This is a genomic window from Paenibacillus sp. FW101-FHT12H11, assembly GCF_058790355.1.
Genome location: NZ_JBYTCO010000013.1, coordinates 39,276 through 65,664 on the forward strand (window position 1 = coordinate 39,276; position 26,389 = coordinate 65,664).

General features: G+C 48.7%; 25 protein-coding genes. 17 read left to right on the forward strand and 8 right to left on the reverse strand.

Annotation, left to right across the window (positions count from 1 at the left end; translation table 11 throughout):
* Positions 1–11 precede the first annotated feature (11 nt).
* Positions 12–2,159, reverse strand: a complete 2,148-nt coding sequence (locus AC3WTJ_RS33230; protein ID WP_492525517.1) for a DNA topoisomerase III — start codon at positions 2,157–2,159, stop codon at positions 12–14.
* A gap of 181 nt (positions 2,160–2,340) precedes the next feature.
* Here AC3WTJ_RS33230 and AC3WTJ_RS33235 point away from each other — a divergent pair, with 181 nt between their 5' ends.
* The 6 genes from AC3WTJ_RS33235 to AC3WTJ_RS33260 all read left to right on the forward strand — a co-directional run bounded on the left by AC3WTJ_RS33235 (position 2,341) and on the right by AC3WTJ_RS33260 (position 9,635).
* Positions 2,341–3,942 carry a sensor domain-containing diguanylate cyclase gene (locus tag AC3WTJ_RS33235; protein WP_492525519.1) on the forward strand — a complete coding sequence of 534 codons (1,602 nt, stop codon included), beginning with the start codon at positions 2,341–2,343 and terminating at the stop codon, positions 3,940–3,942.
* A 576-nt stretch (positions 3,943–4,518) separates the two neighbouring features.
* On the forward strand, positions 4,519–5,550 hold the full coding sequence (locus AC3WTJ_RS33240) for a hypothetical protein (RefSeq protein ID WP_492525521.1): 1,032 nt from the start codon (positions 4,519–4,521) through the stop codon (positions 5,548–5,550).
* Positions 5,540–6,193: a DUF4129 domain-containing protein gene (locus AC3WTJ_RS33245; protein WP_492525523.1), complete on the forward strand. Its 654-nt coding sequence runs from the start codon at positions 5,540–5,542 to the stop codon at positions 6,191–6,193. Before AC3WTJ_RS33240 ends, AC3WTJ_RS33245 begins: the two co-directional genes overlap by 11 nt.
* Positions 6,174–7,373 (forward strand): DUF4350 domain-containing protein, encoded by a 1,200-nt coding sequence (locus AC3WTJ_RS33250; RefSeq protein WP_492525525.1) that lies wholly within the window; start codon positions 6,174–6,176, stop codon positions 7,371–7,373. Before AC3WTJ_RS33245 ends, AC3WTJ_RS33250 begins: the two co-directional genes overlap by 20 nt.
* A 5-nt stretch (positions 7,374–7,378) precedes the next feature.
* Entirely contained in the window at positions 7,379–8,299 is a 921-nt protein-coding gene (locus AC3WTJ_RS33255) for an AAA family ATPase (RefSeq protein WP_492525527.1), read from the forward strand.
* Positions 8,250–9,635: a DUF58 domain-containing protein gene (locus AC3WTJ_RS33260; RefSeq protein WP_492525529.1), complete on the forward strand. Its 1,386-nt coding sequence runs from the start codon at positions 8,250–8,252 to the stop codon at positions 9,633–9,635. Before AC3WTJ_RS33255 ends, AC3WTJ_RS33260 begins: the two co-directional genes overlap by 50 nt.
* Here the strand turns inward: AC3WTJ_RS33260 and AC3WTJ_RS33265 are convergent.
* Positions 9,630–10,604, reverse strand: coding sequence for a stage II sporulation protein M (locus AC3WTJ_RS33265; RefSeq protein ID WP_492525531.1), 975 nt, complete (start codon positions 10,602–10,604; stop codon positions 9,630–9,632). The two genes, AC3WTJ_RS33260 and AC3WTJ_RS33265, sit on opposite strands and share 6 nt — an antisense overlap.
* A 132-nt stretch (positions 10,605–10,736) precedes the next feature.
* Here AC3WTJ_RS33265 and AC3WTJ_RS33270 point away from each other — a divergent pair, with 132 nt between their 5' ends.
* From AC3WTJ_RS33270 to AC3WTJ_RS33280, 3 genes are all read left to right on the forward strand, one after another.
* Complete coding sequence (locus AC3WTJ_RS33270; protein ID WP_492525533.1) at positions 10,737–11,537, forward strand: RDD family protein; 801 nt, start codon at positions 10,737–10,739, stop codon at positions 11,535–11,537.
* A 30-nt stretch (positions 11,538–11,567) separates the two neighbouring features.
* Entirely contained in the window at positions 11,568–12,257 is a 690-nt protein-coding gene (locus AC3WTJ_RS33275; protein ID WP_492525535.1) for a Rossmann-fold NAD(P)-binding domain-containing protein, read from the forward strand.
* A gap of 173 nt (positions 12,258–12,430) precedes the next feature.
* A complete protein-coding gene (locus AC3WTJ_RS33280) occupies positions 12,431–12,724 on the forward strand; it encodes a Dabb family protein (protein WP_127457671.1) in 294 nt (97 codons plus the stop codon).
* A gap of 742 nt (positions 12,725–13,466) precedes the next feature.
* Here the strand turns inward: AC3WTJ_RS33280 and AC3WTJ_RS33285 are convergent.
* A complete protein-coding gene (locus AC3WTJ_RS33285) occupies positions 13,467–14,363 on the reverse strand; it encodes an AraC family transcriptional regulator (RefSeq protein ID WP_492525537.1) in 897 nt (298 codons plus the stop codon).
* A gap of 176 nt (positions 14,364–14,539) precedes the next feature.
* Between AC3WTJ_RS33285 and AC3WTJ_RS33290 the strand changes: the two genes are divergently transcribed.
* Positions 14,540–15,838: an alpha-glucosidase/alpha-galactosidase gene (locus AC3WTJ_RS33290; protein WP_157323923.1), complete on the forward strand. Its 1,299-nt coding sequence runs from the start codon at positions 14,540–14,542 to the stop codon at positions 15,836–15,838.
* Between the two features lie 64 nt (positions 15,839–15,902).
* Here the strand turns inward: AC3WTJ_RS33290 and AC3WTJ_RS33295 are convergent, their stop codons facing one another.
* Positions 15,903–16,220 (reverse strand): dehydrogenase, encoded by a 318-nt coding sequence (locus AC3WTJ_RS33295; RefSeq protein ID WP_127457991.1) that lies wholly within the window; start codon positions 16,218–16,220, stop codon positions 15,903–15,905.
* A 109-nt stretch (positions 16,221–16,329) separates the two neighbouring features.
* Positions 16,330–16,692, reverse strand: coding sequence for a cupredoxin domain-containing protein (locus AC3WTJ_RS33300; protein ID WP_397370537.1), 363 nt, complete (start codon positions 16,690–16,692; stop codon positions 16,330–16,332).
* Between the two features lie 261 nt (positions 16,693–16,953).
* Between AC3WTJ_RS33300 and uptA the strand changes: the two genes are divergently transcribed.
* The 6 genes from uptA (at position 16,954) to AC3WTJ_RS33330 (ending at position 22,844) form a co-directional block, all read left to right on the forward strand.
* Positions 16,954–17,553 (forward strand): undecaprenyl phosphate transporter UptA, encoded by a 600-nt coding sequence (gene uptA, locus AC3WTJ_RS33305; protein WP_127457989.1) that lies wholly within the window; start codon positions 16,954–16,956, stop codon positions 17,551–17,553.
* A 112-nt stretch (positions 17,554–17,665) separates the two neighbouring features.
* Entirely contained in the window at positions 17,666–18,232 is a 567-nt protein-coding gene (locus AC3WTJ_RS33310; RefSeq protein ID WP_127457988.1) for a thioredoxin family protein, read from the forward strand.
* A 22-nt stretch (positions 18,233–18,254) separates the two neighbouring features.
* Positions 18,255–18,878, forward strand: coding sequence for an MBL fold metallo-hydrolase (locus tag AC3WTJ_RS33315; RefSeq protein WP_157323920.1), 624 nt, complete (start codon positions 18,255–18,257; stop codon positions 18,876–18,878).
* Between the two features lie 252 nt (positions 18,879–19,130).
* Complete coding sequence (locus tag AC3WTJ_RS33320) at positions 19,131–19,436, forward strand: hypothetical protein (RefSeq protein WP_157323918.1); 306 nt, start codon at positions 19,131–19,133, stop codon at positions 19,434–19,436.
* 235 nt (positions 19,437–19,671) lie between these two features.
* Positions 19,672–20,754, forward strand: a complete 1,083-nt coding sequence (locus tag AC3WTJ_RS33325) for a Gfo/Idh/MocA family protein (RefSeq protein ID WP_407870596.1) — start codon at positions 19,672–19,674, stop codon at positions 20,752–20,754.
* A gap of 125 nt (positions 20,755–20,879) precedes the next feature.
* Complete coding sequence (locus AC3WTJ_RS33330; RefSeq protein ID WP_492525541.1) at positions 20,880–22,844, forward strand: AraC family transcriptional regulator; 1,965 nt, start codon at positions 20,880–20,882, stop codon at positions 22,842–22,844.
* A gap of 161 nt (positions 22,845–23,005) precedes the next feature.
* Here the strand turns inward: AC3WTJ_RS33330 and AC3WTJ_RS33335 are convergent, their stop codons facing one another.
* From AC3WTJ_RS33335 to AC3WTJ_RS33345, 3 genes are all read right to left on the reverse strand, one after another.
* Complete coding sequence (locus tag AC3WTJ_RS33335) at positions 23,006–23,911, reverse strand: TIGR03943 family putative permease subunit (RefSeq protein ID WP_492525543.1); 906 nt, start codon at positions 23,909–23,911, stop codon at positions 23,006–23,008.
* 18 nt (positions 23,912–23,929) lie between these two features.
* Complete coding sequence (locus AC3WTJ_RS33340; protein ID WP_492525545.1) at positions 23,930–24,868, reverse strand: permease; 939 nt, start codon at positions 24,866–24,868, stop codon at positions 23,930–23,932.
* 207 nt (positions 24,869–25,075) lie between these two features.
* A complete protein-coding gene (locus AC3WTJ_RS33345) occupies positions 25,076–25,585 on the reverse strand; it encodes an RrF2 family transcriptional regulator (RefSeq protein WP_492525547.1) in 510 nt (169 codons plus the stop codon).
* Positions 25,586–25,811: 226 nt separating this feature from the next.
* Here AC3WTJ_RS33345 and AC3WTJ_RS33350 point away from each other — a divergent pair, with 226 nt between their 5' ends.
* A complete protein-coding gene (locus tag AC3WTJ_RS33350) occupies positions 25,812–26,273 on the forward strand; it encodes a carboxymuconolactone decarboxylase family protein (protein ID WP_492525549.1) in 462 nt (153 codons plus the stop codon).
* Positions 26,274–26,389 lie beyond the last annotated feature (116 nt).

Consider the following 26,389-nt stretch of genomic DNA (forward strand, 5'->3'; position numbering starts at 1 on the left):
CTTGTTCTAGGCTAGTCTTCCTTATTCTGTTGAAGTGCCGCAAGCAGCTTGTCAGCGAGCGAGTTCCCGACGCTCGTTTGATCGGAATATTTCTCGATAAGCTGACGATTGGCTTTGGCTGAGGCACGACGGCCGCCGCCGGAAGCTTCGTTATCAATCTTCTCCACCACGTTGCAGGGACGGCATTGGAAATACTTGCCGGATTTCCCCGTGTGGATCTCCATTTTTTTATGGCACTGCGGACAACGGTGGTTCGTCAGCTGGCCGTCCGCTTCCCGCTTGTAAGAGCATTCCCGGCTGGAGCAAACGAGATAACGCCCGCGTTTCCCCTTAACTTCCTGAAGGAATTCTCCGCAGTCCGGGCATTTGCTGCCTGTTAAGTTATGCGGTTTATACGCCGCGTCGCTTTTCTTAACTTCATTAACTAATTCCACGGCTTTGGTCCGAATGCCGCTTAGAAATTGCTCCATGCTTCCTTTGCCCTTGGCAATACGCTCGAGCTCGAGCTCCCAGCGTGCTGTCAGCTCAGGAGAACGCAGCTCTTCCGAAGCGAGCTCAATGAGCTGTTTGCCCTTGCCCGTCGGAATGAGCTGGGAGCCTTGGCGCTCGATGGTGTCGGACGACACGAGCTTCTCGATAATATCCGCGCGGGTTGCCGGCGTTCCGAGACCCCATTTTTCCATCTGCGACAGCAAAGAAGCTTCATTATATCGGCCAGGCGGTTTGGTCTGGCGGTTCAGCTGATGAGCCTGTTTAACCGTCACGGCGTCTTTCTCTTTGGCTTGCGGCAGCAGCTGAGACGCATCGTCATCCGTGTCTGACTCTTCCCGTTCAGGATCGGTGAAATCGTTCGCGCCGTAAACTTCTTTCCAACCGGCTTGTTTGACGACCTTCCCCGAGGCATACAGCTTCTCGCCGGCAATTTCGACGGTCAGTTTCGTCTCATCATAACGGCAAGGACCATAGAACAAGGCTATGAATCTTCGTACAATTAGATCATAGAGTCGGCGCTCATCTGCGCTTAGCGTTGCGAGTGAGACGGCTTCGCCTGTCGGTATGATCGCATGGTGATCGGATACTTTGCTATCGTCGACGATGCGCTTTGTGATGGCTAGCGGCTTGCGCAGCAATGGAGCGGCAAGCGGTGCATAGGGACCAATAGCTGCGCCTTTGAGTCTGCCTGCCAACGTCGGAGCCATATCGGAAGTCAGATATCGTGAATCTGTCCGCGGATAAGTCACAATTTTGTATTGTTCATACAAACGTTGCAGCACGTTGGACGTCTGTTTCGCCGAAAAGCCGAACTTGCGGTTGGCGTCGCGCTGAAGCTCCGTCAAATCGTAAGCAAGCGGATGAGGAATTTGCTTTTCGGTTTGCTGAATCTGCACGATGCGGCCGTTTTGGCCTTGCAGCTTCGCCTTCAACGCGTCCGCGCGCTCTTTATCGAAGATGCGCGAGTCGCCTGTTTTGGGGTCCCGCCACGCTGCGCGGAAAGAGCCCAAATCAGCTTCGATCAACCAATAGTCGATAGACCGGAAATCCCGGATTTCCGTCTCGCGGTTGATCATCATGGCGAGCGTGGGCGTCTGCACACGCCCGGCGGACAAGGACGCGCCGAACTTGCTGGTCAGCGCGCGCGTCACATTCAGGCCGATCAGCCAATCGGCCTCGGAACGGCACACGGCTGCTTGATACAGCCGGTTGTAGTCCGTGCCAGGCTTCAGCTGCGCGAAGCCTTCGCGAATCGCCTGATCCGTCTGCGACGAGATCCAAAGCCGTTTGAACGGCTTCTTCCAGCGGATCAGCTCCATAATCCAACGGGCGACGAGTTCCCCTTCGCGCCCGGCGTCCGTTGCAATCACCAGCTCGGCGAGATCGCCGCGCCGGCTTAACTGCTCGATACCGCGAAACTGATGCGACGTTTCTTTCATGACCTTGAGCTTCATGCGCTCGGGGAGGATAGGCAGATCTTCCAGGTTCCAGGTTTTGTACTTGGGATCGTAATCATCAGGCTCAGCAAGGGTTACCAGGTGGCCTAAGGCCCAGGTGACAACGTATTTTGGGCCTTCATAATGATGTTTTTGCTTCTGATTGCAGCCGAGAACGCGGGCAATTTCTTTGGCCACGCTCGGTTTTTCGGTGAGCACAAGAATTTTCATAGAATAATAACCTCATTTCGTATTACAAATTAGCATAAGCGATTGAAGTTTTCTTTTCAAACATGAACGGATATGGAGAAAAGTCCCTGGTGAAAAATGTCGAATCATCATATATTCTGCCTGTTTTTGTCTTGATTTCAAGGTATAATAAACGTATAGAAAGAAAGGGGCTGAGACCAGAATGGGACGCAAATTTGCTTATTTCTCCAGTCAATCCTTGAAAATGAGGTTTCAAATGTGGATTGGCGTCGCTATTCTGGCTTTAGCTTTTTCCATTATTGTGCCATTTTATTGGATAGAAAAGAAGAACCGGATCGGCGAAGCGGAAAATCAGCTCAAACAGATGATTACGCTGCAAAGCTTATATATTGAAAAATGGAATCAGGAGAAACTGGATGCCGTCCAGCGGTTTGCCCTTTCGGATTACGCCAAATTTCATCAGTTGGAACCATTAAAACGGGAATTTCATAACTATACACGCCTTAATTCGGAATTTGATACTCTGAATTTCGTAGAGCCGAACGGGGTTATCTACACGAGCAGCGACACAGCTATTTATGTTGGGGACAGGCCGTTTTTTAAAAATGCGCTTGAGAATAGGAGCTTTATATCGGGGGTCGACATCTCGCGAGAGACCGGTAAACCGATGATTACCTTTTCAGCCCCGGTGCTCGGTGATCTGAATGAATTTAAAGGCGTTGTAATGGGGGTTGTAACCCTGGATATGCTGAATATGCTAATGAAACAGCTGCGTTTTGGCGAAACAGGAGAGGTCTATGTCTTAGATGACAAAGGCCAAGTTGTGACGGCGTCAGGTCATTCAAGTATGAGCGAAGCGAATAACAATGTGTTCATGTCCTCCGAAATCATTCAAAGAGCGAAAAGCGGCACTACGTCAAGCAAGGTCTATACCGGCTTTCATGGCGAAAAAGTCTTCGGTCAATACCAGTGGTCGACAGGAAAAAATTGGATTGTCGTCGGCGAAATCACCCAAAAAGAAGTTTTTCAGAAATTAAATCAGCTGAGTTTGACGATTATTATCATTTCCCTCATCGCTTTAATCCTTAGTGTCCTCGCAGCGCTCACGATAGCGTCCCGCATCGAGCGGCCTATTCGCTATTTGCTCCGAGCCACCCAACACATTCGTAATGGAACTTACCATTACCAGATTGATGCAGACGAAATCAGAAACGCTCCGATTGAGCTCAAAACGCTCGTTAACACATTTAATTTGATGTCAGACAAGCTGAACACGACGATTACACTGCTTGAGAAATCCGCATTGGTCGATCAATTGACCGATATTCCTAATCGCCGATATGTCATGTCGGAAGGGAATGAAGAATTAAAGGCATGTATCGCAGCGGGCTATACGTGCTCGGTGATGATGATGGATATCGATCATTTCAAGAAAGTGAACGATACCTACGGGCATTTGGTAGGCGACCGCGTTCTTCAACAGGTAGCTTCTTTGTTGAAACAGCTGGCAAGCAGCCAAATCATCGTAGCACGGTATGGCGGCGAGGAATTTATTCTAGTGTGCCTCCGCCAAAATGCACAGGACAGTGAACTATTAGCCGAGCGCATTCGGCAATGCATTGCAGCGAAGCCGTATTCTGATGAGCAGGTGACGGTACAGTTAACGGCGAGTATTGGCGTAGCCGAGTTTTCGCCAAAACTGGAGTTTGGCACGATGGTGCTTGAAGATATGATCTCTAGGGCAGATCATGCGCTGTATCGCGCAAAATCGGCGGGACGAAACCGCGTGGAGCTAGATCGATGAGAAATCATGGATCTGGCTTTTTTTGTTTTGGGGGGAGTGGGCAGTTGGGCCTTGGGATCAGAGTCGCGAGGTAGTGGGTGGAGCATTGACATTGGCGGAGCAGGGGCAAAGGCAGGGGGCAGGAGCAGCAGTAGCAGAGACAGAGACAGTGGCAAGGCGGCATTGAGGCAGAGGAGACTCGGGATAGGGGAACAGCAGGGCGCTATTGGGACTGAAACAGCCTATTTAGCTGAGGAAGGGAACTGTGGTACGCTATTTCACCGCTATGACCGCAAATCAGGGGGATCAGGGTGAAATAAGGCCCTGTAGTTCTCTGAAATGGTTGAAATACCGCTACTTTCCGCGATTGCACCACATTTGACCAAGTAATTATGCGAGTAGTTGTGTGCAACGCCAGCGAACGGAGATTGGTAAGGCAACTACAGGAACGGGGGATAGCCGCAGCTTTATTCTTTTGTGCCCTCGTCCCCGGCGAACGGCTTTTTCATACAATTTAGTGGTCAGAATCTTGCAGGATTAGTGTATAATAGTCAGGGAGTTAAAGAATTACCAACATTTGGGGGGTTATGGTTAACCATGCAAAATGCAAGCGCACGACCGATGGGAATTGGAAGATTGTTAGACCGCAGTTTCCAGTTGTATCGAAAACACTTCATTGTATTAACATTCATCATGCTAATTTTATACGGCCCTTTTTATCTGCTGCAGCACTTGCTGACTTTTCAAGAAACAGCGGCAACTTCGGGGTCCTTTATTGAACAAATTCGCAATGGCGGTTCGCTGCAGGATATGTTCGGACCAAACTCTGCGTTTCTGCAAAACGATCCTGCTTTACGTGACGAGGGGTACCTGTGGAAAATGCTCGTATTCGTTCTGGTGTTAGTCCCGATTATGTTTTTAGGTCTTATGCCAGCTTCAATCGCATCCATTGTTCATCTGGTAAAGGCTAGTTTCGATGGGGAAGAGACGCCGGGGTTAGGGCAATTATTAAAAAAATCATTCACTCGTTTTTGGCCGATGGCAGGCAGTACGTTTTTATTTGGACTCATTATGTTTGGCTTTTATTTAGGAATAGCTCTTATTATGATTGTTTTTGCTGTCATTTTTGCCGTTGGCGGCAGCTTCTCAAGCTCGGTAGGCGGGTTTGGTGGCGGTGCGCTGGCGTTTACCATTGTGTTTTTTGCCATTCTTGGGCTGGGGGCGCTATTCACGTTTGCTTATTTTATGATTCGCTGGGGTTATTATTTACCTTATGTAGCTTTGGGAGAAGAATCGATTGGCATTGGCCGAAGCTGGAGCTTGTCGCGTAAAAGTTTTTGGCGTTTGTTTGGCATGTACATCGTACTTAGCATTATTTTGTACTTGTTTCTAGCGGTTGTTCAGATCGTTATTGCCGCTATTTTCGGGTTGGGGCTAGGGGCGCAGCTGCTGCAAAGTTTGATTTCCATTCTGGTTATGTCACTGTGGTTCCTGCCGTACGTGGTCAGTTTCTTTGACCAACGGGTACGAAATGAGGGTTTGGGCTTAGAGTCTATGATCGATAGTACAATCTCAGACGCTTCGATCCCTTATCTGCCTATTGATTTGGATAAAAAGAATGAGTTATAGGTTCGTAATTTCTTTGCAGGACGACAAAGAACAATTGCTGCAAATCCTGAAACAGGATGAATATACAGCCTATGAAGCCAAAAAGAATGGTTCGCTGTTGACATGGCTGGAACCCGTTCTTCAGAAAATACGCAGCTGGCTGCCTCATTTTGAGGTATCTGCAGCGGTGTCAGACTGGTTGACTGTAGTAGTAGCTATTCTGTTGTTGGGGATTACGGCTTTTGCGATTTACTGGTTCCTGAAACAAATTATGTGGCAAAAGAGGGTTCGCTCGGAAACATTTTTACCGCAAGGTGAAGTAAGCCGGTCGTACCGCTATTACTGGCAGCAAGCTTCGGAGCTTAAGGGAGTAGGCGATTGGAGAGAGGGAGTGCGCTCCGTCTTTCTGTCGTTTTTGTTTTATATGGAAGATGCGCGTCTGATTCGTGTGGAAAAATGGAAAACAAACTGGGAATATGCGGAGGAGCTAAGAGGCTCAGCCTCATCGTTAGTTCCTTTGTTCCAGGAGAGCTCGCTGCTTTTTGAACGAGTTTGGTACGGAAAAGAAGCCGTAACTGAGCAGCAGTTCTCATGGTTGTATGAACAGGTAGCCAGGGTTATCGCCGGGAAGGAGGTAACCGTGGATGACGAAAGGGCTGAATAAGCTCCATGTGGGACTAGCTGTCAGCATCTTGCTGTTTTTTGCACTGGGGTACTGGCTCGCGAAGCCGAAGCTGCCGGATTTACCTCCGTATCTATCCTTTTCTGCAGATGTTGATGGTACCAAAGCTTGGAAAGAACTGTTTACCACTAAGCAATCAGCCGTTAAGGAGTGGCGGTTGGATTGGAAACATTTGCCTGGCGGGACCTCCATGTTGCTAGTTGCTATACAGCCGTCCGCCGTGACGAAATCGGATCGGGAGCATCTGTTGAAGTGGGTGCAGGCGGGGAATGATGCGATTATTTTTGATCGCGAGCCTCAAGGCTGGGCGTCTTGGGGGACGGTTCGCGTGGATAGCGGGGCGCTGGATACACGGAGGAAGTCGGGGGAGCAAGAGGAGCAAGAGCAACAAGTGCAACAAGCGAAACAAGTGAAGGATGCCTCAACGATTCGCGTTTCGGCGGATTATACGTCAGCGGAAGGGACGCTGACGGGCAAAGTCGAAACCTTTTATCGGCTTCAGCCTGGGGGCAGCGGGCTGGCGCTGTTTGAAGATGAGCGCGGCGTGCTCGCCAGCCGCGTGCAGGAAGGGGCGGGCAGCATCACGATGGTGCTGACCCCGACGTGGTTGCAGAATGGGACGATTGATGAGGCGTCCCATTTCGAATTAATCTGGCCGCTGTTCGCGAAGTCCTGGGACGCCGTGTGGGTCGACGAGACCCATCACGGCTACGGGACGAAGCCCGGACTGCTGGCCGTGTATCCCGCGTGGCTCGTGCTGGCAAGCGCGCAGCTTGGTCTTGCGCTGCTGCTGTGGCTCTGGCTGCGCGGCAAGCGCTTCGGCCCCGTCCACACGCCCCGGGCGTGGACGGTCCGTCGCGGCGACGAAGGCGTGCGCGCCATCGCCGCTTGGTACGAGCGCCTCGGCTACAGGCGCGAGGCGCTGGCGCAGCAGCAGCTGTTCCTGCGGCAGCTGCTGTATCAGCGCTGGGGGCTCAGCCCCAGCGCTAGCGCTTTGCAGGCCGCGGAAGCTGCGCGCGGCCGGATGCCTGAGGCGCAGGCGGCGCAGCTTGTGCGCCTGCTGGCGGAGCCGCCGGCAGAGAGCGGCGGCGTGAGCACGACAGCGTTCGTGCAGCGAACGCGGGAGATGGGCGAAATGATCGCCTACTTGGAGAAGGAGTGAGCGTAATGAATGAACTGATACAAGCTTTGGAGCAGCGCGTGTTCGGCCAAAAGCTGAACACCAGACTGCTTGCAACCGCCCTATTAGCAGGAGGGCATGTCCTCCTTGAGGGAGTGCCGGGACTCGGGAAAACGAAGATGGCACGTACGCTCGCGGAATTAACTGGCGGGGAATACCGCCGGATTCAATTTACACCGGATTTGATGCCTGCAGATATTACAGGCAGTGTTATCTATCAAATGCAGGACCATTCGTTTACAACAATTCAAGGTCCTATTTTCACGAATGTGTTATTGGCTGATGAAATTAACCGTTCTGGGCCGAAAACACAGGCAGCGCTGCTCGAAGCCATGGAGGAGCGGCAGGTCACGATTCAAGGTAATACGTACAAGCTGCCTAATCCTTTTTTTGTCGTAGCGACACAAAATCCCGTCGAATACGAAGGCACGTACCCGCTGCCGGAAGCACAGCTTGACCGATTTATGTTTAAGCTGGTGCTTGATTACCCGGGTGAAGAAGCGGAGATTGCCATTCTTCGGGGACATGCGCCTTTTCACCAGCAGCAAGAGGAGCCGCTTCAAGCGTTAATGACCCCGGAGCGGATCGTTGAACTGCAGCGGAAGTTGAGTGATGTCGTGGTGGAGGACTCTTTATACGCTTATATTACAACGATTATTCGCAAAACCCGCGAGTCCAAGAAGATTCAACTGGGCGCTAGTCCACGAGCGGGAATCGCTGTGCTGATGGCGAGCAAAGCCTGGGCTCTTATGGATGGAAGGACCTATGTCACGCCGGATGATATCAAGCTTGTCGCGCGGCCTGCGCTGCGGCACAGACTGCTGCTGACACCGCAAGCGGAACTGGAGGGCGGAACGAGTGACCAAATCATTCAAGAAACGCTCGGCTCTATTCCGGTTCCTAGATAAAACCTTCTTCCACGACTTCATTTTGCCCACACGAAGACTCATTGTTCTGGTGCTTATTGGCGCAGCCGGGATGCTGATCGCAGCTCCTTTTGGTGCGGTTCTGCCTGTTTTTTGGAGCTTCAATGCGCTGTTAGTTGTACTGAGTGCGATTGATCTCCTATTGCTTCCCAAACGCAGCAGTTGGAAAATACGGCGAACACTCCCTGAACAGGCGGATGTGAGGAGCACTTTTGAGGTGAGCCTAGAGCTAGAGAGTTTCGGTTTGGAGCAATCTTCTGTAGTGCACGTTGAGTTAATGGATCATATGCCCTACACCTTTCAACTGGAAAGCAGCCAATTAAGCGGCTCCATTTCGTGGAAATCACTTTCTTCTTTTGGTTATACGGTGATGGCCACTGAAAGAGGCAGGTATGTTTTTGAAAACGTAGTTCTGCGCTATTTCGGAGGCATGGGGCTTTGGAAGAAGCAAGTGCTACTGAGCGCCCAAAACATCATCGAGATTTACCCGGATTTGTCACAGGTGCGGGGTGTGCTTAACGCTGTTCAGGACGTTTTAATTTTGGAGGGCCATCGTGTCTTCAAAAAGCAGCGCAGCGGCTCCGAATTCCACTATATTCGGGATTATGTGCAGGGGGATGACGTCCGGCTTATCAATTGGAAAGCGTCGGCGCGTACGACGAAGCTCATGACGAACCTTTTTCAACCGGAAAAAGGGAAGATTGTCACCATCGTGCTGGACTGCGGCAGGCAAATGGCGATTGAGCTGGAAGGGCAAGTGAAGCTGGATCGGACCTTGGAAGCTGCGTTGACTTTGGCTGCAGTAGCGCTTAAGCAAGGAGATCAAGTAGCGTTAATCGCTTACTCCAACAAGGTTAAAGTATATGTGCCGGCAGGAAAAGGACTGCCTCATCTGCAAGCCTTAACGAAGGCGGTGTATGATTTAAGCACGGATTTTGTGGAATCCAGCACGCAGATCGCCTTCACACATATCCTGCGTTTTCTGAAAAAACGCTCGCTTGTCGTCCTATTTTCCGATATGGAGAGTTATTTATATAATCAAGAAATGCTGCCGTATGTGCAGCGGCTCCGCAGAAGCCATCAGGCGCTGCTCTTATCGCTCCAGGATCCACTGATTCATCAATGGGCGCGTGTTCGGGCTGAGGATAGCCGGCAAGCTTATAAGATGAGCATGGCCCACAAGTTTACGACGGATCGCTACGCTTATGTAAACGAAATGGCCGGCAGAGGCATTCCCGTGATGGATGTCCCCGCCGACCAACTGACGCTTAGCGCCGTTAATGCCTATTTGGATTTGAAAGCTAATGATCGTTTATAGCGTTAATAATTGCCTGCTGCTTGTGCGTTTGCGGATGCCATAAACGAAATACAATGCAAGGAGCAGTACAGTAACGCCGGCGATGATGTATTTCATTTCAAGTGGCAGCGTGGAAGGCGTAATGTAACCTTCGATGAGCCCTGCGATAATGAACAGCGGAATCGTACCGATTAAAAGCTGGGCGGATTCCTTGGCCGACTCCAGAAACCGCAGCTTGCGCGGATAAGGCCCCGGCACGAAAAAGCGAAAGCCCATGTATAAACCGGCACCACCCGCTATGAAAATAGCAGTAAGTTCAATAATACCGTGCGGCAAAATGTACGCCCAGAATACATAACTTTTTCCGGATTGCATGTAAATGGCAGCTAAGGCGCCAACGAGAAGGCCATTGCTAATCATCAGGTAGACAGTTCCGATGCCAAGCGTGATGCCGCTGATAAAGGCGAGGACGGCGACTCGGATATTATTCGTCATGATTGCCGTTGAGATCAGCGGCGAATGTAGATCCCCCCGGGGATCCGCTGTTTTGGACGGATCGATGTTATCGGCTATGCCGCCTGGCATAATTAAGGCTAGATTCAGCGGATCATGCCAAATTGAGAGGAAGCCGAGCAAACCTCCAAGCAGAAACAGAACGAAAGCAAAGCCGAAGAACAGGCTTCTTGCTTGGATCAGCGAAGGGAAATAATGGAGGAAAAACGCCTTCATTTGAGCGCTGCTTGTAAGGCTGTCTTTGTACATTGTATTGTGCGCTTGTGAGACAAGATGATTTAGATAAACGGTTGTTTCATCTGCGGGCGAGTGGGTTTGGAGTGTGGCTAAATGCGCTGAAGCTGTTTTGTAAAGCTCCGTAAACCTGTTCACTTGACTGGCCTGCAGGCTGCGTTTTCTCTTACCAAGCTGAAGCAGCAATTGCTCTAGCTCCGTCCATTGGGATTTGTGTTCTCGGATAAATCGCGAGATGTCCATAAAAGCCTCCTAAGCGTTCAACTAACTCTAGCGAAACCTATCCGGGTTGTAGGCTGAGGTTTGCTGTAATCTGTTCATTTTATCATAGGAAAGTCTTAAATTACCATAATTATGCAACATTAAGGAGATGTTATGAACGAGCCTTTGGATAGAGAAGTAACGGTCGTCACCCCTGAGCAGGTGCAATTGCAATTTCAAACTGCCGGAATAGGCAGCAGGGCGGCAGCGCATCTGTTGGATAGCCTTATTTTAATATTTGTAAATGTCTTGTTGTTCGTGTTCGTTATTTTGGTGAGCAGGTTATATTCGGGTAGTTGGCTGCCTGACCTTGCGGATTATCTTTTGGCAATTACTATCGTTTTATGGATTGTATTGAACCTGGGTTATTTCGTATGTTTGGAAGCTTTTAAAGGTGGTCAAACACTGGGAAAACGCTGGTTAGGACTGCGTGTCATCCAAAATAACGGCCAATCGGCAACGCTTTTATCCATTATCATTCGCAACTTGTTTCGTTTGCTCGATGTGATGCCTTCTTTCTATTTTGTGGGAATGCTCAGCGTTTTCTTAAGCTCGAAGGATAAGCGGATCGGTGATATGGTTGCTGGCACCCTTGTTGTGGTTGAAGCGAGATTTGAACGGATAAAACGACGAAAACAACTTGAAAAAGCGATCGCTCGCAAGAACTATCCGGAGATTGTCATGGGGCATATCGAGGAGGCTTCGAGGCAGGGGATTACGGCCAAGGATTGGCAGCTGCTGCAGGCTTGGATCGAAAGAGTGCCTACCATGTCTGACGCGAGGTTGGCCGAGCTGGCTGCGCCTATTGCGCACTATTTTGCGGAAAAATTAGATCAGGATTCAGCGATTGCTCAAGATGCGTCTGCGTTCCTGGTAAAGCTGTATGAGACTCTGCGTGAGGATTGGGAAGTTTGAGACACCGATGCGAGTTGAAGGAGGAGCAGTATGGGAGTGACGGCCATAGTAGCGGGAGGTACAGGATTAGTAGGACGGGAATTGATTCGGCTGCTGCAGGAGGACCCTAGGTACGATAAAATTATTGCGCTTGTTCGCAGAGACATCAAGGTCCGTCATCTTCAGGGAAGTGAAAAGCTCGTTCAAGTGAAAACAGATTACAGCCAATTAGAAGCGGATCTGGGGCCTGCTGTTCTGGCTGCTATGGCAGGTGCTCATGTGTTTTGTACATTGGGGACAACCATTAGGAAAGCTGGCTCTCAAGAGCAATTTCGCAAAGTAGATTTCGAATTCCCTATGAAACTGGGTCAAATTTCCAGTACAGGGAAGGCAGGTGTCTTTGCTATCGTGACTGCGATGGGGGCGAACCGTGCTTCTTCTATCTTTTATAATCGGGTAAAAGGTGATGTTGAGCAGGGGCTGCGGGGGTTGAATCTTCGCTCACTGTATATGCTTCGTCCTTCTCTGATTCTAGGGGATCGGGATGAAGTCCGAGTGGGTGAGCAGTTGGGGAGCCTGGTTTCAAGGGCGATTGCTCCGCTTATGATTGGCGGACTTCGGACTTATCGCCCTATTCAAGCGAGTAAAATTGCTGCTGGGTTAATAGCTTGTGCCCAAAAAGGCGAGGCAGGCGATCATGTGGTATTGTCCGATCGAATCGCCGAGTTGGCCGGCAGGTAGAGGACTGTTTTCCTAACGTGTGCGAATTCTGGTTGTGCGTCGGTGCATGGCAGTGTTCAAACCCGAAATGAGATTCCGCTGTGGATATCGACGAGCCGATCCCTTCCTGATATGATGAAAGACGTTACATATTAACGTGCCAAAATTGTTTTGGAGAAAGTAGGTTTTGTATTATGATTGATCATATTGTACTTGTAAAATTCGGAGAAACAACTACGCAGGAGCAGCTTCAAGAAGTCGTCGACCGCTTCAAAGCGCTTCGTTCTCATTTGACGGGGATTGTCGATATTCAAGCAGGCATTAACTTCTCTGAGAAAAATAAAGGATACCAAGTGGTTTTGTCGGTTCGTTTCGAGGATCGAGCTGCGCTTGAAGCCTATGGTCCAAATCCGGAGCACCAAGCGGTTGCGGCATACATTCGCGAGGTAGGCCGTGAGGATAGTTTAATTGTTGATATTGAGATCTAAGAGGGCGATGTCCTCCGATGGGCAATGGGGAAATAGTACCTCTAAAACGGCTGGTATTCCTATCATCTTGCTTACAGTAGCTAATTAACGGGATTAATGGTATTAATTCCATCTAAAATTAAAACACCCATTAGGGTTATCTCAAAAGGTCAGGATATGACCATGGGGATAGCCCTTTTTGGTGTATGGAGCCTAGCGAGGGGAACTATGATCCTCTATTCTCCAAATTACAGGGGCATAGGCGAATCAGAGGGAACTGTGATCCGCTATTTTGTTCATTTTAGTCCAAATGTAGGGTTTTTGGAGCAAATAAAGTCCTGTAGTTCCGCAATTATGCTGATATCGGCATTTTCGGTCAAATAACGCCCTGTAGTTCCCTTTCGCGCTGAAATGGGGAGGGCAGCGTTGCTTGTAGCCGCCCCATCGCCGCTCGTCACGCTCTTGTGTCGCAGTCGCCCTACGCCGTCGTCGCCCACTCCATTTGCTGCCCGCCCGTGCATCTTGCGGATCACGCCCGCCGCTCTTGTGCCGCTCGCCCCGCGCCTCCGCGCCGCTCCCGCAGGTCGCCCAACGCCCCCGCGCCGCGCCGCTGTCGCTCTTTGGCGGCCGTCGCTCTCGCGCCGCTCCCACAGTCGCCCCGCGCCCCCGCGCCGCGCCGCTGTCGCCCCGCGCCCCCGCGCCGCGCCGCTGTCGCTCTCCTGCCGCCGCGCCGCAAGCGCTGTTGTGCATCTCTCGCTCGCGCCTACGCACCGCCGCCGCCTAACCCCCCCTTACCCGCGCGCTCCTTCCGGTACACCGAAGGAGCGCTGCCGCTCCATTTGTGAAACTGCTTGGAGAAATAAAGCGCATCGTTAAAACCCACAGACGAGGCCACCTGGTCGATGGTCATGGACGTTTCCAAAAGCTGCTTGGCGCGTTCCATGCGGATTTTGAAAAGGTACTGCATGGGGGCGAGGCCCGTGGCTTGTTTGAACATTTTGCACAAGTAGGTTCGGTGATAGCCCAGTGTGCGGGCAAGCTGCTCGATGGAGACGACTTGGGTGTACTGCAGCTCCAGATAGCGGACCGCCTGGCTGACTTGCCGTTGTATCTCTGTCTCGGTGGCCGGCTTGGCCTTCGCCTGATGGGCTCCCGCGCTGCCAAGCTCGCGAAGAAGCAGCCGCAGCCAGCCGGCCGCTTCAATATCCTCCAGCGCCGGGTACATCGACTGCTGAAAGCTGGAGCGAATTCGGCGGTAGTAGTGCCGCATGGAGCGGGGAACGCTTCCTGAGATAACGGCATTCTGCGGGGAAGCGCCGATCTGAGAGAGCATCATGCCCGCAGCGTGACCCGTGAACGCGACCCATGAATAATGCCATGGATTCTCGGCATCTGCCGTATACCGAAACAGCTCGCCAGGGTAGATGATGAACGTGTCGCCTGCTGTGCAGTGATAGGTACGGTTGTGCATCTCGAAAGTGCCGTTACCGGAATGCACGGTGTGGACCAGATAATAATCGTGGACACCTGGCCCTGTATTATGTAGGGCAATAGGCTTGCCTTCCCCGCTAAAAAGCACGGAAAGTTCGCTATTGCTCTCATGCGGATTAATGCTGACGGTAAAATAGGTATGCTCCGTACTCATTATGAACCTCGTCATTTTTTATTTGCAGATAAGAAAATATAAGGTGTTTACTTTTGCTTTGCTCTACTGTAAGCGTACCTCAATAAACTACAAATGTCCATATTGGAGTTCGTTCAATCCATATGCTTCCAAAGCTTCCTGCGCTATAGTGAAGATATGAAAACGACAACCAATTTGGAGGGTATTCACACATGTCCAAAATTACTTTTCTAGGTGCTGGAAGTACTGTTTTTGCGAAAAACGTGCTTGGAGATTGCTTGATGACTCCCGCGCTGCAAGGCTTTGAAATCGCTCTCTTTGATATTGATCACGAACGTCTGCAAGACTCAGCTAACATGCTGAATAATATTAAAAAAACAAGCGGCAGTACGTCCGTCATTAAATCGTATACAGACCGCAAAGAAGCTTTGAAAGGTGCAAAATATGTCGTAAATGCCATTCAAGTAGGTGGCTATGATCCATGTACGATTACGGATTTTGAAATTCCGAAAAAGTACGGTTTGCGACAAACGATTGCAGATACAGTCGGAATTGGCGGCATTTTCAGAAATCTGCGGACGATTCCGGTTATGCTTGATTTTGCAGCGGATATTCGTGAAGTGTGCCCGGATGCCTTGTTCCTAAACTACACGAATCCAATGGCTGTTTTAACAAATGTAATGAACACATACGGAGGCGTACGTACTGTCGGTCTTTGTCACAGTGTACAGGCCTGTATTCCTGAGCTGTTCAAGAGCCTTGGCATGGAAAAGGAAGGCGTCAAAGCCAAAATTGCGGGCATCAACCATATGGCTTGGCTGCTTGAGGTAACGAAGGACGGCGTTGATCTGTACCCGGAAATCAAGAAACGGGCGATCGAGAAGCAAAAGGAAAAGCACAAGGATATGGTCCGTTTCGAAATGATGCTGAAGTTCGGCCATTATATTACGGAATCCTCTGAGCACAATGCGGAATATCATCCGTACTTCATCAAACGGAATTATCCGGAGCTGATCGACCGCTTCAATATCCCGCTTGACGAGTACCCTCGCCGCTGCGTCAACCAGATCAGCCGCTGGAAGCAAATGCGCGAGGATCTCGTGAACGATGCGAATTTGACGCATGAGCGTTCCCATGAGTATGCTTCCTACATCTTTGAAGCCATTGAGACGGATGTTCCGTTCAAAATCGGCGGTAATGTGATGAATACCGGCTTAATTACGAATTTGCCGCGCGAAGCGTGCGTGGAAGTACCTTGTTTGGTTGACCGCAACGGGGTTACGCCGACTTACGTCGGGGATCTGCCGCCACAGCTTGCGGCGCTCAATCGTACGAACATCAATACGCAGCTATTGACGATTGAAGCAGCCATTACGCGTAAGCGCGATCATATTTATCACGCAGCGATGCTTGATCCGCACACGTCGGCTGAGTTGTCGATGGACGACATCGTCGCAATGTGCGATGAGTTGATCGAAGCGCATGGCAGCTGGCTGCCTGAGTTCTCCTAAGAAGATCAATAAATAAAGAAGGCCATGGCGTATGTCTGACATACCCGTGGCCTTCTTTTTCATTTTAACCGCCGAATGCATCGCGAAAAGCTTGGTTTAGTACCGCCAACTCAACCTTCCATATGGGAGCAATTTCAGGTCCTACGTTGATGTCAAACCAATCGGAGAGCGCTTTGCGGTTTGAGCCGTTCTCCACGATGAAGGGGAGATTAAGCATCACCTTTTTCACATACAGCTCCTCAGCCTCTTTGATTTGCTCGGGGGAGAGCCATATTTTCAACCGTTTCACAGTCCGGTATAATTCCTTGCTGCAAGCCCTCCGAATGCTGCGGGCATTGGGGAATTGCTGTTTATGTTTTTCGCCTTGTTTGTTATTGATCATGACTGCATCCACACTCCTCTACGATATGTGTATGCATGGAATGGGCTTGGAGCCACTCGCGACAAAGAGCTAAGGAGCCCAAGTTGAGTGGCACAGCCGTAAAAATTCGTTAATCAACTACCAGGTAGCCGATCATAGGTCCGTTATGCGCCATATCGGCATGCGTCATACAAATAATGCGGTACGTACCTTCCTGATCGGCAGTGAAGTGAACGATGGTCTCTTTTCCTTTTTTAACTTCACCGCTAATGTTAAGCCCTTCAATGAGAAAAGGGTGGCTTTCTCCGTTGACGCCGTAAATGCTGAGTTTGATTCGTTCCCCTTTTTGAATGACTACGGTGCCGGGATCCCAGCGGTAGACTTCAATCGTTTTGCCATCTTTGGTGGTTGATTTGAATTCTCCTACAACCATGTGAATGGTTCTTTCAGGTGTAGGCTCGGCCAATGTGGGGACGATTTTGCCACGATTCATGTAGAGGACGCCCGAGAGAAGCAGCAGCAAGATGACGGCTGCCAGATAGAGATGCTTGCGCTTAACAATCCATACTTGGGACATAGGGCCCGCCTCCTGTACAAACATACTTGTACATTTTATGCAGAGGCTTGTCAGCACATGAATATTCTTTCCTATTTTACCGGGCAATAAGTGGGTGAAACTGGTTGATGAGAGCCCGTCTGTGTTAGAATGAAGGGTAGAAATCGGATGGATTATAGAGGGAGAGAGGGTTCATGAATGGGTGAGTTGATTCACAATGTTTTGCTTTACTTGGAAGGGCTTGGGTATTGGGGGATTTTCCTCGGATTGATGCTGGAAGTGATTCCGAACGAGCTGCTTCTTGCCTATGCGGGCTACCTGGTATCCAAAGGTGAAATTAATTTCTATGGTGCCATTGTTTGCGCGGTGATTGGCGGGACACTAGCCCAAATCGTGCTTTATTGGATCGGACGCTACGGTGGCAGACCTTTCCTGGAGAAGTACGGCAAATACTTGCTGATCAGCAAGCATCATATTGATGTTGCTGAAGCGTGGTTCAACCGCTATGGTACGGGCATGATTTTCACAGCCAGATTCATTCCTATCGTCCGTCACGCGATTTCTCTTCCGGGTGGCATGGCCAAAATGCCGCTTGGCAAATTTACACTGTACACAGGTTTAGCACTAATTCCTTATTCTTTTCTCTATGTTTACTTGGGAATGAAGCTCAAAGACAATTGGGAAACGATCGATGAAATTGCAGGGCCGTACATTAAACCGTTAATTATTGCAGCGATTGTTTTAACACTCTTGTATGTGGGATATCAACTTTATTTGAAAAGAAAAGCGAAAGTTTAGCGATCTGGATTTGCGCATTCGATTCAATTTGTTACAATAATAAGGAAGAATTACGAAATGGCGGGACTTTGATCGACTTTCAATGATCCCTATTTTAGGAGGATGGGTAGCGATGAGTACGAATCTTGCAAGCAAATTGCGCACAGGCTTGAAACCACAGCAATTCATTGACAGCATGGAGAAAAATCAAGAGAAATTTTTGGAGTATTACAACGGATTTGCATGGGATAATGAAGAGGATAAGGAATATTTCGATTCTTTAAATAACCGTGACGATCTGCGCTGTGTTATTATTGCTGCGGATTGGTGCGGCGATGTTGTTCGCAACGTACCTGTCGTGTTTAAAGCGCTGGAAAACAGCGGTGTGCCTGTAGAAGTGTTGATTATGGAACAAAACTACGACGTAATCGATCAGTTCCTGACAGGTGGCGGCCGTTCGATTCCGATCGTTGCGTTTACAGATACTGGCGGTTTTGTTCTTGGACATTGGGGCCCACGTCCGAAAAAGGTTCAAGCGGTCATGACGCAGTTCAAAAAAGAAAATCCAGATCGCGAAGCGCCGGATTATAACGAGAAAATTCAAGTAGCCAGAGCCGAAATGGGCCGTCAATATGGCGAAGGTAACGGGTACCATGCTGTTATCGTGAAGGAACTTCGTGACTTAATCGAGTCGTTCTAAGCGAATGCTAAGGTGAGGGCATATGATTAACATAGAAACATTTGTTTTAGGACCAGTTAGTACTAATGCCTATTTATTGTCAGATCCGGAGACGAAAAAGGGGATTATTATTGATCCAGGTATGAACCCGAAGTCGCTGATCAAAAAGATTGCTGATTTAGAGATTGAAGCGATTTTACTGACGCATGCGCATTTCGATCATATCGGCGGCGTTGATGAAATTCGCAAGCTGAAAAAGTGTCCCGTTTACATACACGATCTGGAAGCCGACTGGCTGACGAATCCGAAGAAAAACGGTTCAACCCGCTGGCCGGAGCTAGGTGTTCTTATCGAGACCGAGCCGGCTGAGTACGCGCTGGACGAAGGGCAAACGTTGGAGTTTCTGGGCATCAAGCTCAAAGTGTTCCATACACCCGGCCACTCTCCGGGAAGCGTGAGTTTCCTATACGACAAACATTTGTTTAGCGGGGATGTTCTGTTTAAACTGTCGGTTGGCCGGACGGATCTGCCTGGCGGGGATAACAATGAGCTGCTGGATTCTATCCAGGATAAGCTCTTCCTCCTTGAAGACGATACGATCGTCTATCCGGGGCATGGCGGTAAAACAACGATTGGCTTCGAAAAAGATAATAATCCATATGTATAGAAGAAACAGCGAGTCGGGAATGTGTTCCTGACCGCTGTTTTTTTGTCTTATCTCCGTGTATTACCCAGGTACAAGCGGGCTGATGCAGGAGGCTCGTTCGCCCATGATACGTAACCATTTTTGGGTGATCTGGGTGTTTACCGTGTTCGTGGTAGGTGCTCCCCCATAGACTGATGTTGTAAGCTATTCACCCAACCCTAACGATAACAACCTAATGTTAAAGCTTCAATATTCTAAGGAGGTGCTCCATCCATGGAGTTTGTAAAACCAACGTATCCAATTGCACCGATGCCAGCTCCGATGCCAATGCCAGCCCCGATGCCGATGCCAATGCCAATGCCAGTCGCACCGGCGCCAGCGCCTATTATGCACCACAAGCCAGTTCACAATGACATCCACCTGCACGCTTCGTACCAACAAACTTCGTTTGTATTCCCAAAACCGGTTGCCGCAGCGCCAGTAGCCAAAGTTTGCGCATACCCTAACAACAACGTAGGCAGCATTCTTGTTCTGTTCATTTTGCTTGTCATTATCACTCGTTGTATTTGTAAATTTTAATTACGAGTAGTTCACTAGTTCACTTGGCCCACGTCAGGAGACGCCTGCGTGGGTTATTTTTTATGCGTGAATGGTACTAGCTGTGTTCTCAGAAGACTATTCAAATTGCGAACCGCAAAGTAGTATCATTTTTTCACAACATAGAGTCACATTTCATCCCTCCATCTTGTTAAGCTTAGAGGGTCAACAAGAAACAATGCAGCGATAATTCATATATGATAGGGGACTATATACGATGCAAAAAAGCGATGGCATGAATTACGCACCAGTCGGTACATTTAACTCCGTTTGTCAACCTGGCGAGTTTATATTTGCAGCAGCAGCACTGGATCACGGCCATATCTACGGGATGTGCAACGGGCTTCGCGAAGCGGGCGGCGAGTTGAAATGGGTGTATGACCCGGATCCTAAGAAAGTAGATACATTTGTAAGCAAATTTCCGGGTGTTCGCGTTGCCAGCTCTTTGGAGGAGATCCTTCAAGACAGCGAAGTCAAGCTGGTTGCCGCAGCGGCGATTCCTAGCGATCGTGGACCGCTTGGTCTGAAGGTTATGGACAGCGGCAAAGATTATTTTACAGACAAAGCGCCTTTCACGACATTGGAGCAATTGGAAGCGGCCCGCGAGAAAGTTGCAGAGACGAAGCAAAAGTATGCCGTTTACTACAGCGAACGTCTTCATTCAGAAAGCTCCATCTTTGCGGAGCAACTTATCAAGCAGGGCGCAATCGGACGTGTGCTGCAGGTTATCGGTCTTGGACCGCACCGCATCAACTTGTCGAGCAGACCGGACTGGTTCTTCGAGAAAGAGAAGTTTGGCGGAATTTTGTGCGACATCGGCAGCCATCAAATTGAACAATTCCTTCAGTTCACAGGCGCGAAGGATGCCAAGGTTGTACATAGTAAAATCGCGAACTATAACTACCCGCAGTATCCGACGTTTGAAGATTTCGGTGATGCGACATTGGTTGGAGATAATGGAGCTACAGGTTATTTCCGGGTAGACTGGTTTACACCGGATGGCTTAAGCACGTGGGGCGATGGCCGCATGACGATCCTCGGCACAGAAGGTTATATCGAGCTTCGCAAATATGTGGATATTGCCAGAGAGCAGACAAGCAATCATGTGTATCTTGTGAACGGGGATGGCGAGCAGCATTTTGCTGTGAATGGCCAGGTGGGCTACCCTTACTTCGGCCAGCTGATCCTGGATTGTTTGAACCGTACAGAAAATGCGATGACGCAGGAGCACGCTTTCAAAGCGGCGGAGCTGTGCTTGATTGCGCAACGCGATGCGATGAGAATTACATCGGAAAAGTAATAGCTGCTGTCATGCAGCATACAGGAGTGAGCTGACCTCTACGGAGGTCAGCTTTTTCGTGTAGGTGTCATTGTCGCTCTGTTGCTGACTACTCTATAATAGGGAAAGAACAGGGGGGAATGAATATGGCGGGGGACATGCAACTAGAAGATCAGCTCCAATTATGGTACCAGGCTGCAGTTAAAATTATGGACGTTAGGCACGTGAAAATGACGTCCGGCGAATCGCTGCGCGCTTACCGACTTCCGTCGAATGCCTTTATCTTTGCTTTGCAGGGCGGCGCGAGCATTGCGCTTGATGACCGTGACTATGCCGTTCAAAAATTCCATCTTCTGCACGGCGGGAAAGGAAGCTACTTGGATATCAAGCTCACGGAGCATATTTTTGAGTATTACCTCATGCTGTACAAAGCTAGCATTCCGCTTCCTACGATGAGAGATAAACTGAAATACATAGATAAAAGCAATCCATTCTATATGCAGTACAGTTTCTTGCCGAGGCTGCCCATGCTGCTGTATCAGATCCTGGAGCAGCTCGAACGGGAGTGGAACGGTGCCAGCAATTTATCGAAACTGCATGCCAAAACATTGTTGTACAGTTTCATCTACGAGCTGATGCAGCAGCTCCAAGACCAAAAAGTGACGATGGTTCCAGGGGAGCCGGTGGCGCAAGCGATCCGTTTCATGCATGAGCATTACGCAGAATCGATTACGCTGGAGCGGTTAGCGGAAGTATTGGAATGCAGCCCAAGGCAAGTGACGCGGATGTTCAAAAATCAGACGACCGCCAGCCCGATTGACTACCTGATTCGTTATCGCATGGAAAAAGCCAAGAAACTCCTGCTGGATACAGATGCTACGCTTCAGCAAATTGCTGCTGGAGTAGGCTATCAGGATGTTTATTTTTTCAGCCGTACCTTCAAAAAACATACAGGCATCGCACCGGTTCATTTTAAGGACAATTACCAGACGTCCCTTCACAGTCTCTATAATCCATTCAGGATGTCTATATCTTCCATTGCATTGCGCAAGCGGGGAGGGCATACTAGTCATGAGGATAATAATCATTCTCAATATAGAAGTGAAGGGGTATTACCAATGTACAGAAGTTCCAAACCGTCTATTGCTTTAGTTTTATTGCTCAGCCTGACCTTGTTCGTAACCGCATGTGCAAGTTCATCCAGCCCGGCAGGGGAGAATGGGCAAGCACCGGCTTCCACGAGCAGTTCCAAAGAGCAAGCCGCAAGCGAACGGGTTTTAAAAGATGCTTTAGGACACGAAGTGAAGGTTCCAGCCAATCCGCAGCGTGTTATCGCTTCATATTTAGAGGATCACTTGGTAGCACTAGGCGTTAAGCCTGTAGCACAATGGTCCATTAATAAAGGGACTACGACCGTACAAAACTATTTGCAAAAAGATCTGAACGGCATTCCAACGATTCCTTTTGATCTTCCATTTGAAGCTGTGATGAGCTTTAAACCGGATCTGATCATTATGGACAGCGCGGAAACCGTTGCAGGTGATAAATATGATCAGTACTCCAAAATTGCTCCAACCTACACGGTAGGGGGCGAGAAAAACAATGATTGGCGCCAAGAGCTGCTAACCATTGGAGAAGTTTTGAACAAGAGCAAGGAAGCTAAACAAGCCTTGGAAACCTACGACAACAAAGCCAAGGATGCGAAAGAAAAGCTGCAAAAAGCGATTGGCACGCAAAAGGCCGCGGCGCTTTGGGTGACGGCTAAGGCTGTTTATGTGGTAAGCGAGAAATTATCGAGCGGAGATGTGTTGTACAAAGATTTGGGACTTAACGTCCCAAGCGTGGTCCAAGAAGCTTCCAAAACAGGAACAGCCAACTGGCTCTCCCTGTCCATGGAGAAGCTCGCTACACTGGACGCTGACTATTTGTTCATTGTGAACAGCAAAGGCGTTAGCAAAGAAGAAATTCTTAAAGACCCAGTATGGGCAGGGATTCCCGCTGTGAAAAAAGGTCAAGTTTATGACTTTGACAATAACTCCAGCTGGTTATACTCCGGCACAATTGCGAATAGCCAAATGATTGATGATGTTCTGAAAAGTGTTGTGAAGTAAGGAAAGAAGGTTCCTGGGATGGCAGATGCCGACTCAGGGCCTTTTTATGATGTAACTAACCCAATTTGAGAAGTTTATGAACTAAATGTTTTAGGCGGTTCAATAAGTCCAAAAACCCTATCCCTCGGTCATTAGATGACCTTTGGGATAGCCTCGTTTGGTTAGCTTCCAAAGTATGGATTTTGATATACATAGGGACTTGTGGGTGCATCTTGCGTATCAACTGTTTTGGCCACGATCGTTAATACATCTTTGCCGTCAAATTGTCGTTTTTCTATGGTGCCGAGCGCAACTGCGTACATATCGTTTTTCCATTGTTCCGGGGTATCGGCTTCCACTAGGATCGCGAGCGGGACAGAGTCTGCGACACAGCACCTCATGGAAAATCTGCCGAGAGCAAACTCATTTTTGCTCATCGTATCCAGTCGGTATACGTAACCGCTAATCTGCACCTTTTTACCCACAAATTGATCTTGATACAAGTCCAGTGATGTCAGCGATTCGATATAAAAATCATCATTAATCACGATGAGAGGTTCTTTGTACATCTCTGCAGCCCGCTTGGCGTAAGGCTTGGTGTATTCATTAAACGGAAAAACCTGACCTGTATCCGATTGCAGCTTATCATTCGGAAATAAGTTCGGGCTTGCATCGCCGTAATTGTTATTCACTAGGATGCCTGAAGGGGTGAAATTCAATCCTTTTTTGGCCGCCATCTGACTGCCTAGTACCGCACTAGGAAAAGAAAAGGCAAGAACAAGCGGGATGATCAGAACTCCATACATGATAATAACGCCGGGCTTCCAGTGATCGTGGCTATGTGCCGAGCATGAACAGGCGGCTGCCGCTGTTGGGGTCTTGGCGCGGATAGCTCGGACTGCCAAATAAAGCTGATGCATAGCCAATACATACATGTCCACAGCAAGACTTTTCACCCATAGATTCATGGTTGGTGCAACATAATAAATTAAAGCATCGGAACGGCTGATCTGCACGATAAAAATAACGAAGGCGAGTAAAACGGCAGCTCGAATCGTTCGATGCGCGAACGTGGACCATTTTTGCATAGTTGCCTTGCCTCCATTCTATAAGTACGGATACAGTTGATCGAATGCGACGGAACCTAGCAGAACGACTGCAGCTGAAATGAGCATAACCGTCACGAGGGTTTTGATTCGGAACACTTTTAGCAGCATCATCGTGCTTTTGATATCGAGCATAGCGCCAAAAACGAGAAAGGCAAGCACGGAGCCGAGGCTGAAGCCTGGAATGAACGTTGCGCCGATAAAGGCGTCTGCCGTGGAGCAGATGGAAAGGATGTAGGAGAGTCCCATCATAAACAAATGAGGAGTGAAATCACCATCGCTTAATGTGAGAAGCCATTTTTTGCTTACAACTGTTTGCATCAAAGCAGTAACCGTAGCGCCTAAAACTAAAAATTTGCCTACATCAAACATTTCAATGGCGGCATGTTCCAAGGTTTCATGCCATTTGTTCGTCCATGCGGCTGCTTTTGGTGGTTGGACCGGGAGAGGTCGTTTAGGGCTTTTTTTGATTGGAGTGGCTTGTTCAATCGTATTGCCTACTTGCGAGCGAAGCGCAGAATTGCCTACACCTCGGGCCGCCCATAGCCCAATCATAGCCGCTGCGGCAAACGCCAATACCATGCGGGCAACGGCCATCTCCGGATGAGCACGAAAGGCTACGAACGTGGATGTAAACACGACGGGATTAATCATCGGTCCGGCCATCATGAAGACAAGACCGATATAAGGCGGCATGCCTTTGCGGATCAGGCGGTGCACAACAGGGATAATTCCGCATTCGCAAAGCGGAAAGACGATGCCCAGCAGACATCCAAAGAGGATGCCGGGAATTGTTCTTTTCGGTATCCATCGCTGCAGCGTTTGATCACTAATGAATGTTTGCAGCAAAGCGGAAATTACGACACCTAGCAGAATAAACGGAAATGACTCTAGTAAAATACCGAGAACCATGGTGCGAAAATCACTTAAAAAACTCATTAAGCCCGCCGCCTTCTTAATAATAGAATAAACCAAATAAAAAACAACTATTAATAGTTGTTTTTTATTTGGTTTATTTGTGTTTTCTATTGATTTTAGCAGGCGACTATTATTTCTACAACAAAATGACGTTAAGAAATTGTTAAGGAGAGGGGGGGTTGGTCAATTCTTGTTCAGTATAAAAAAACACCTAACATCAGGAAGATGTCAGGTGTCTTGCTTGCTAGTAGCAAAATATTCACGGGTTTGTTTACGAGATTGAGGCGTTAAGACACGATCAAGCTCCTCATTTAGCCAAGTAAGCGACTTGTTGCGCAGAACATTGCGCATACTATCCTCAGCTTCCAGCATCGCCATGTTAATCGTACAGGGAGTAGCTTTGGTACATGCTGCAACCTCTTCGTCCTTCGTACATAAATAACTATTATCTTTTATGTTTTTGCATTGGAAAATAGGCGCCTCCCCTTCGACTGCTTCGACTACATCCCAGAACGAGATATCCGAAGGATGCTTGGCTAATTTATAGCCGCCTTTAACTCCAGGGACAGAGCTTACGATGCCGGCTTTTGTCAATTTACTGAAAATCTTCGATAGATACGTCTCGGAAATACCTTGAAAAGCGGAAAGTTCTTTAATCCCAATCGTAGCATCAGGAGGAATATCAATTAAATATACTAAGCAATGCAGTCCATATTCAACGCCAATACTATACTGCATGCAAACACCTGCTTTCAGATAAAAAAAGTTATTATACCTCATCTTAGGTGGATTTAGGAACCTTGTCAAATAGGGAGAGGTGTGCGGTTGACAGCCATAAACGAAAGAGATATATTATAGACATAGTTAATCGACGATTAATATTGTCTATAATATCTCGAAGAAATAAGATCTATGAAGCCTGCATTTTCTTTTAAAAATAAAGAAACTAAGGAGTGTCAAACACATGGAAATCAGATTGGATTATACGAAAGTACAGCCGGAGTCTCTACAAACACTATTAAAATTGGAAGGGTACGTGAAGAAGAGCGGGCTTGACAGCAAACTGGTGGAATTGATTAAAATTCGCGCCTCGCAAATTAATGGCTGCGCCTACTGCCTGGATATGCATACGAAAGACGCGCGAGCGATGGGAGAGACAGAGCAGCGTATCTATTTGCTCAACGCATGGAGAGAAGCTCCGTTTTACACGCCGTCAGAGCGTGCTGCGTTAGCTCTAACGGAAGCTGTGACCAGAATTTCAAATGCCGGCGTGCCGGATGATTTGTATGACCAAGTTCGGAGACATTTCGATGAGGAACAATACGTTGATTTAATTATGGCGATTAATGCCATTAATAGTTGGAATCGCATGGCGATTTCAACAGGCATGTTACCTGGAGACTATCAGCCTCCTGCAAGTAAATAATTTCATTTATGATGTGAAAATGAAAAGAGGGTGTCCAAAAGCCAATTTCCTGGCTATCGGATAGCCTTTTTTTCATGCATTTTATTGATTGGCAGGCTGCCCGGTTATCGGATCAA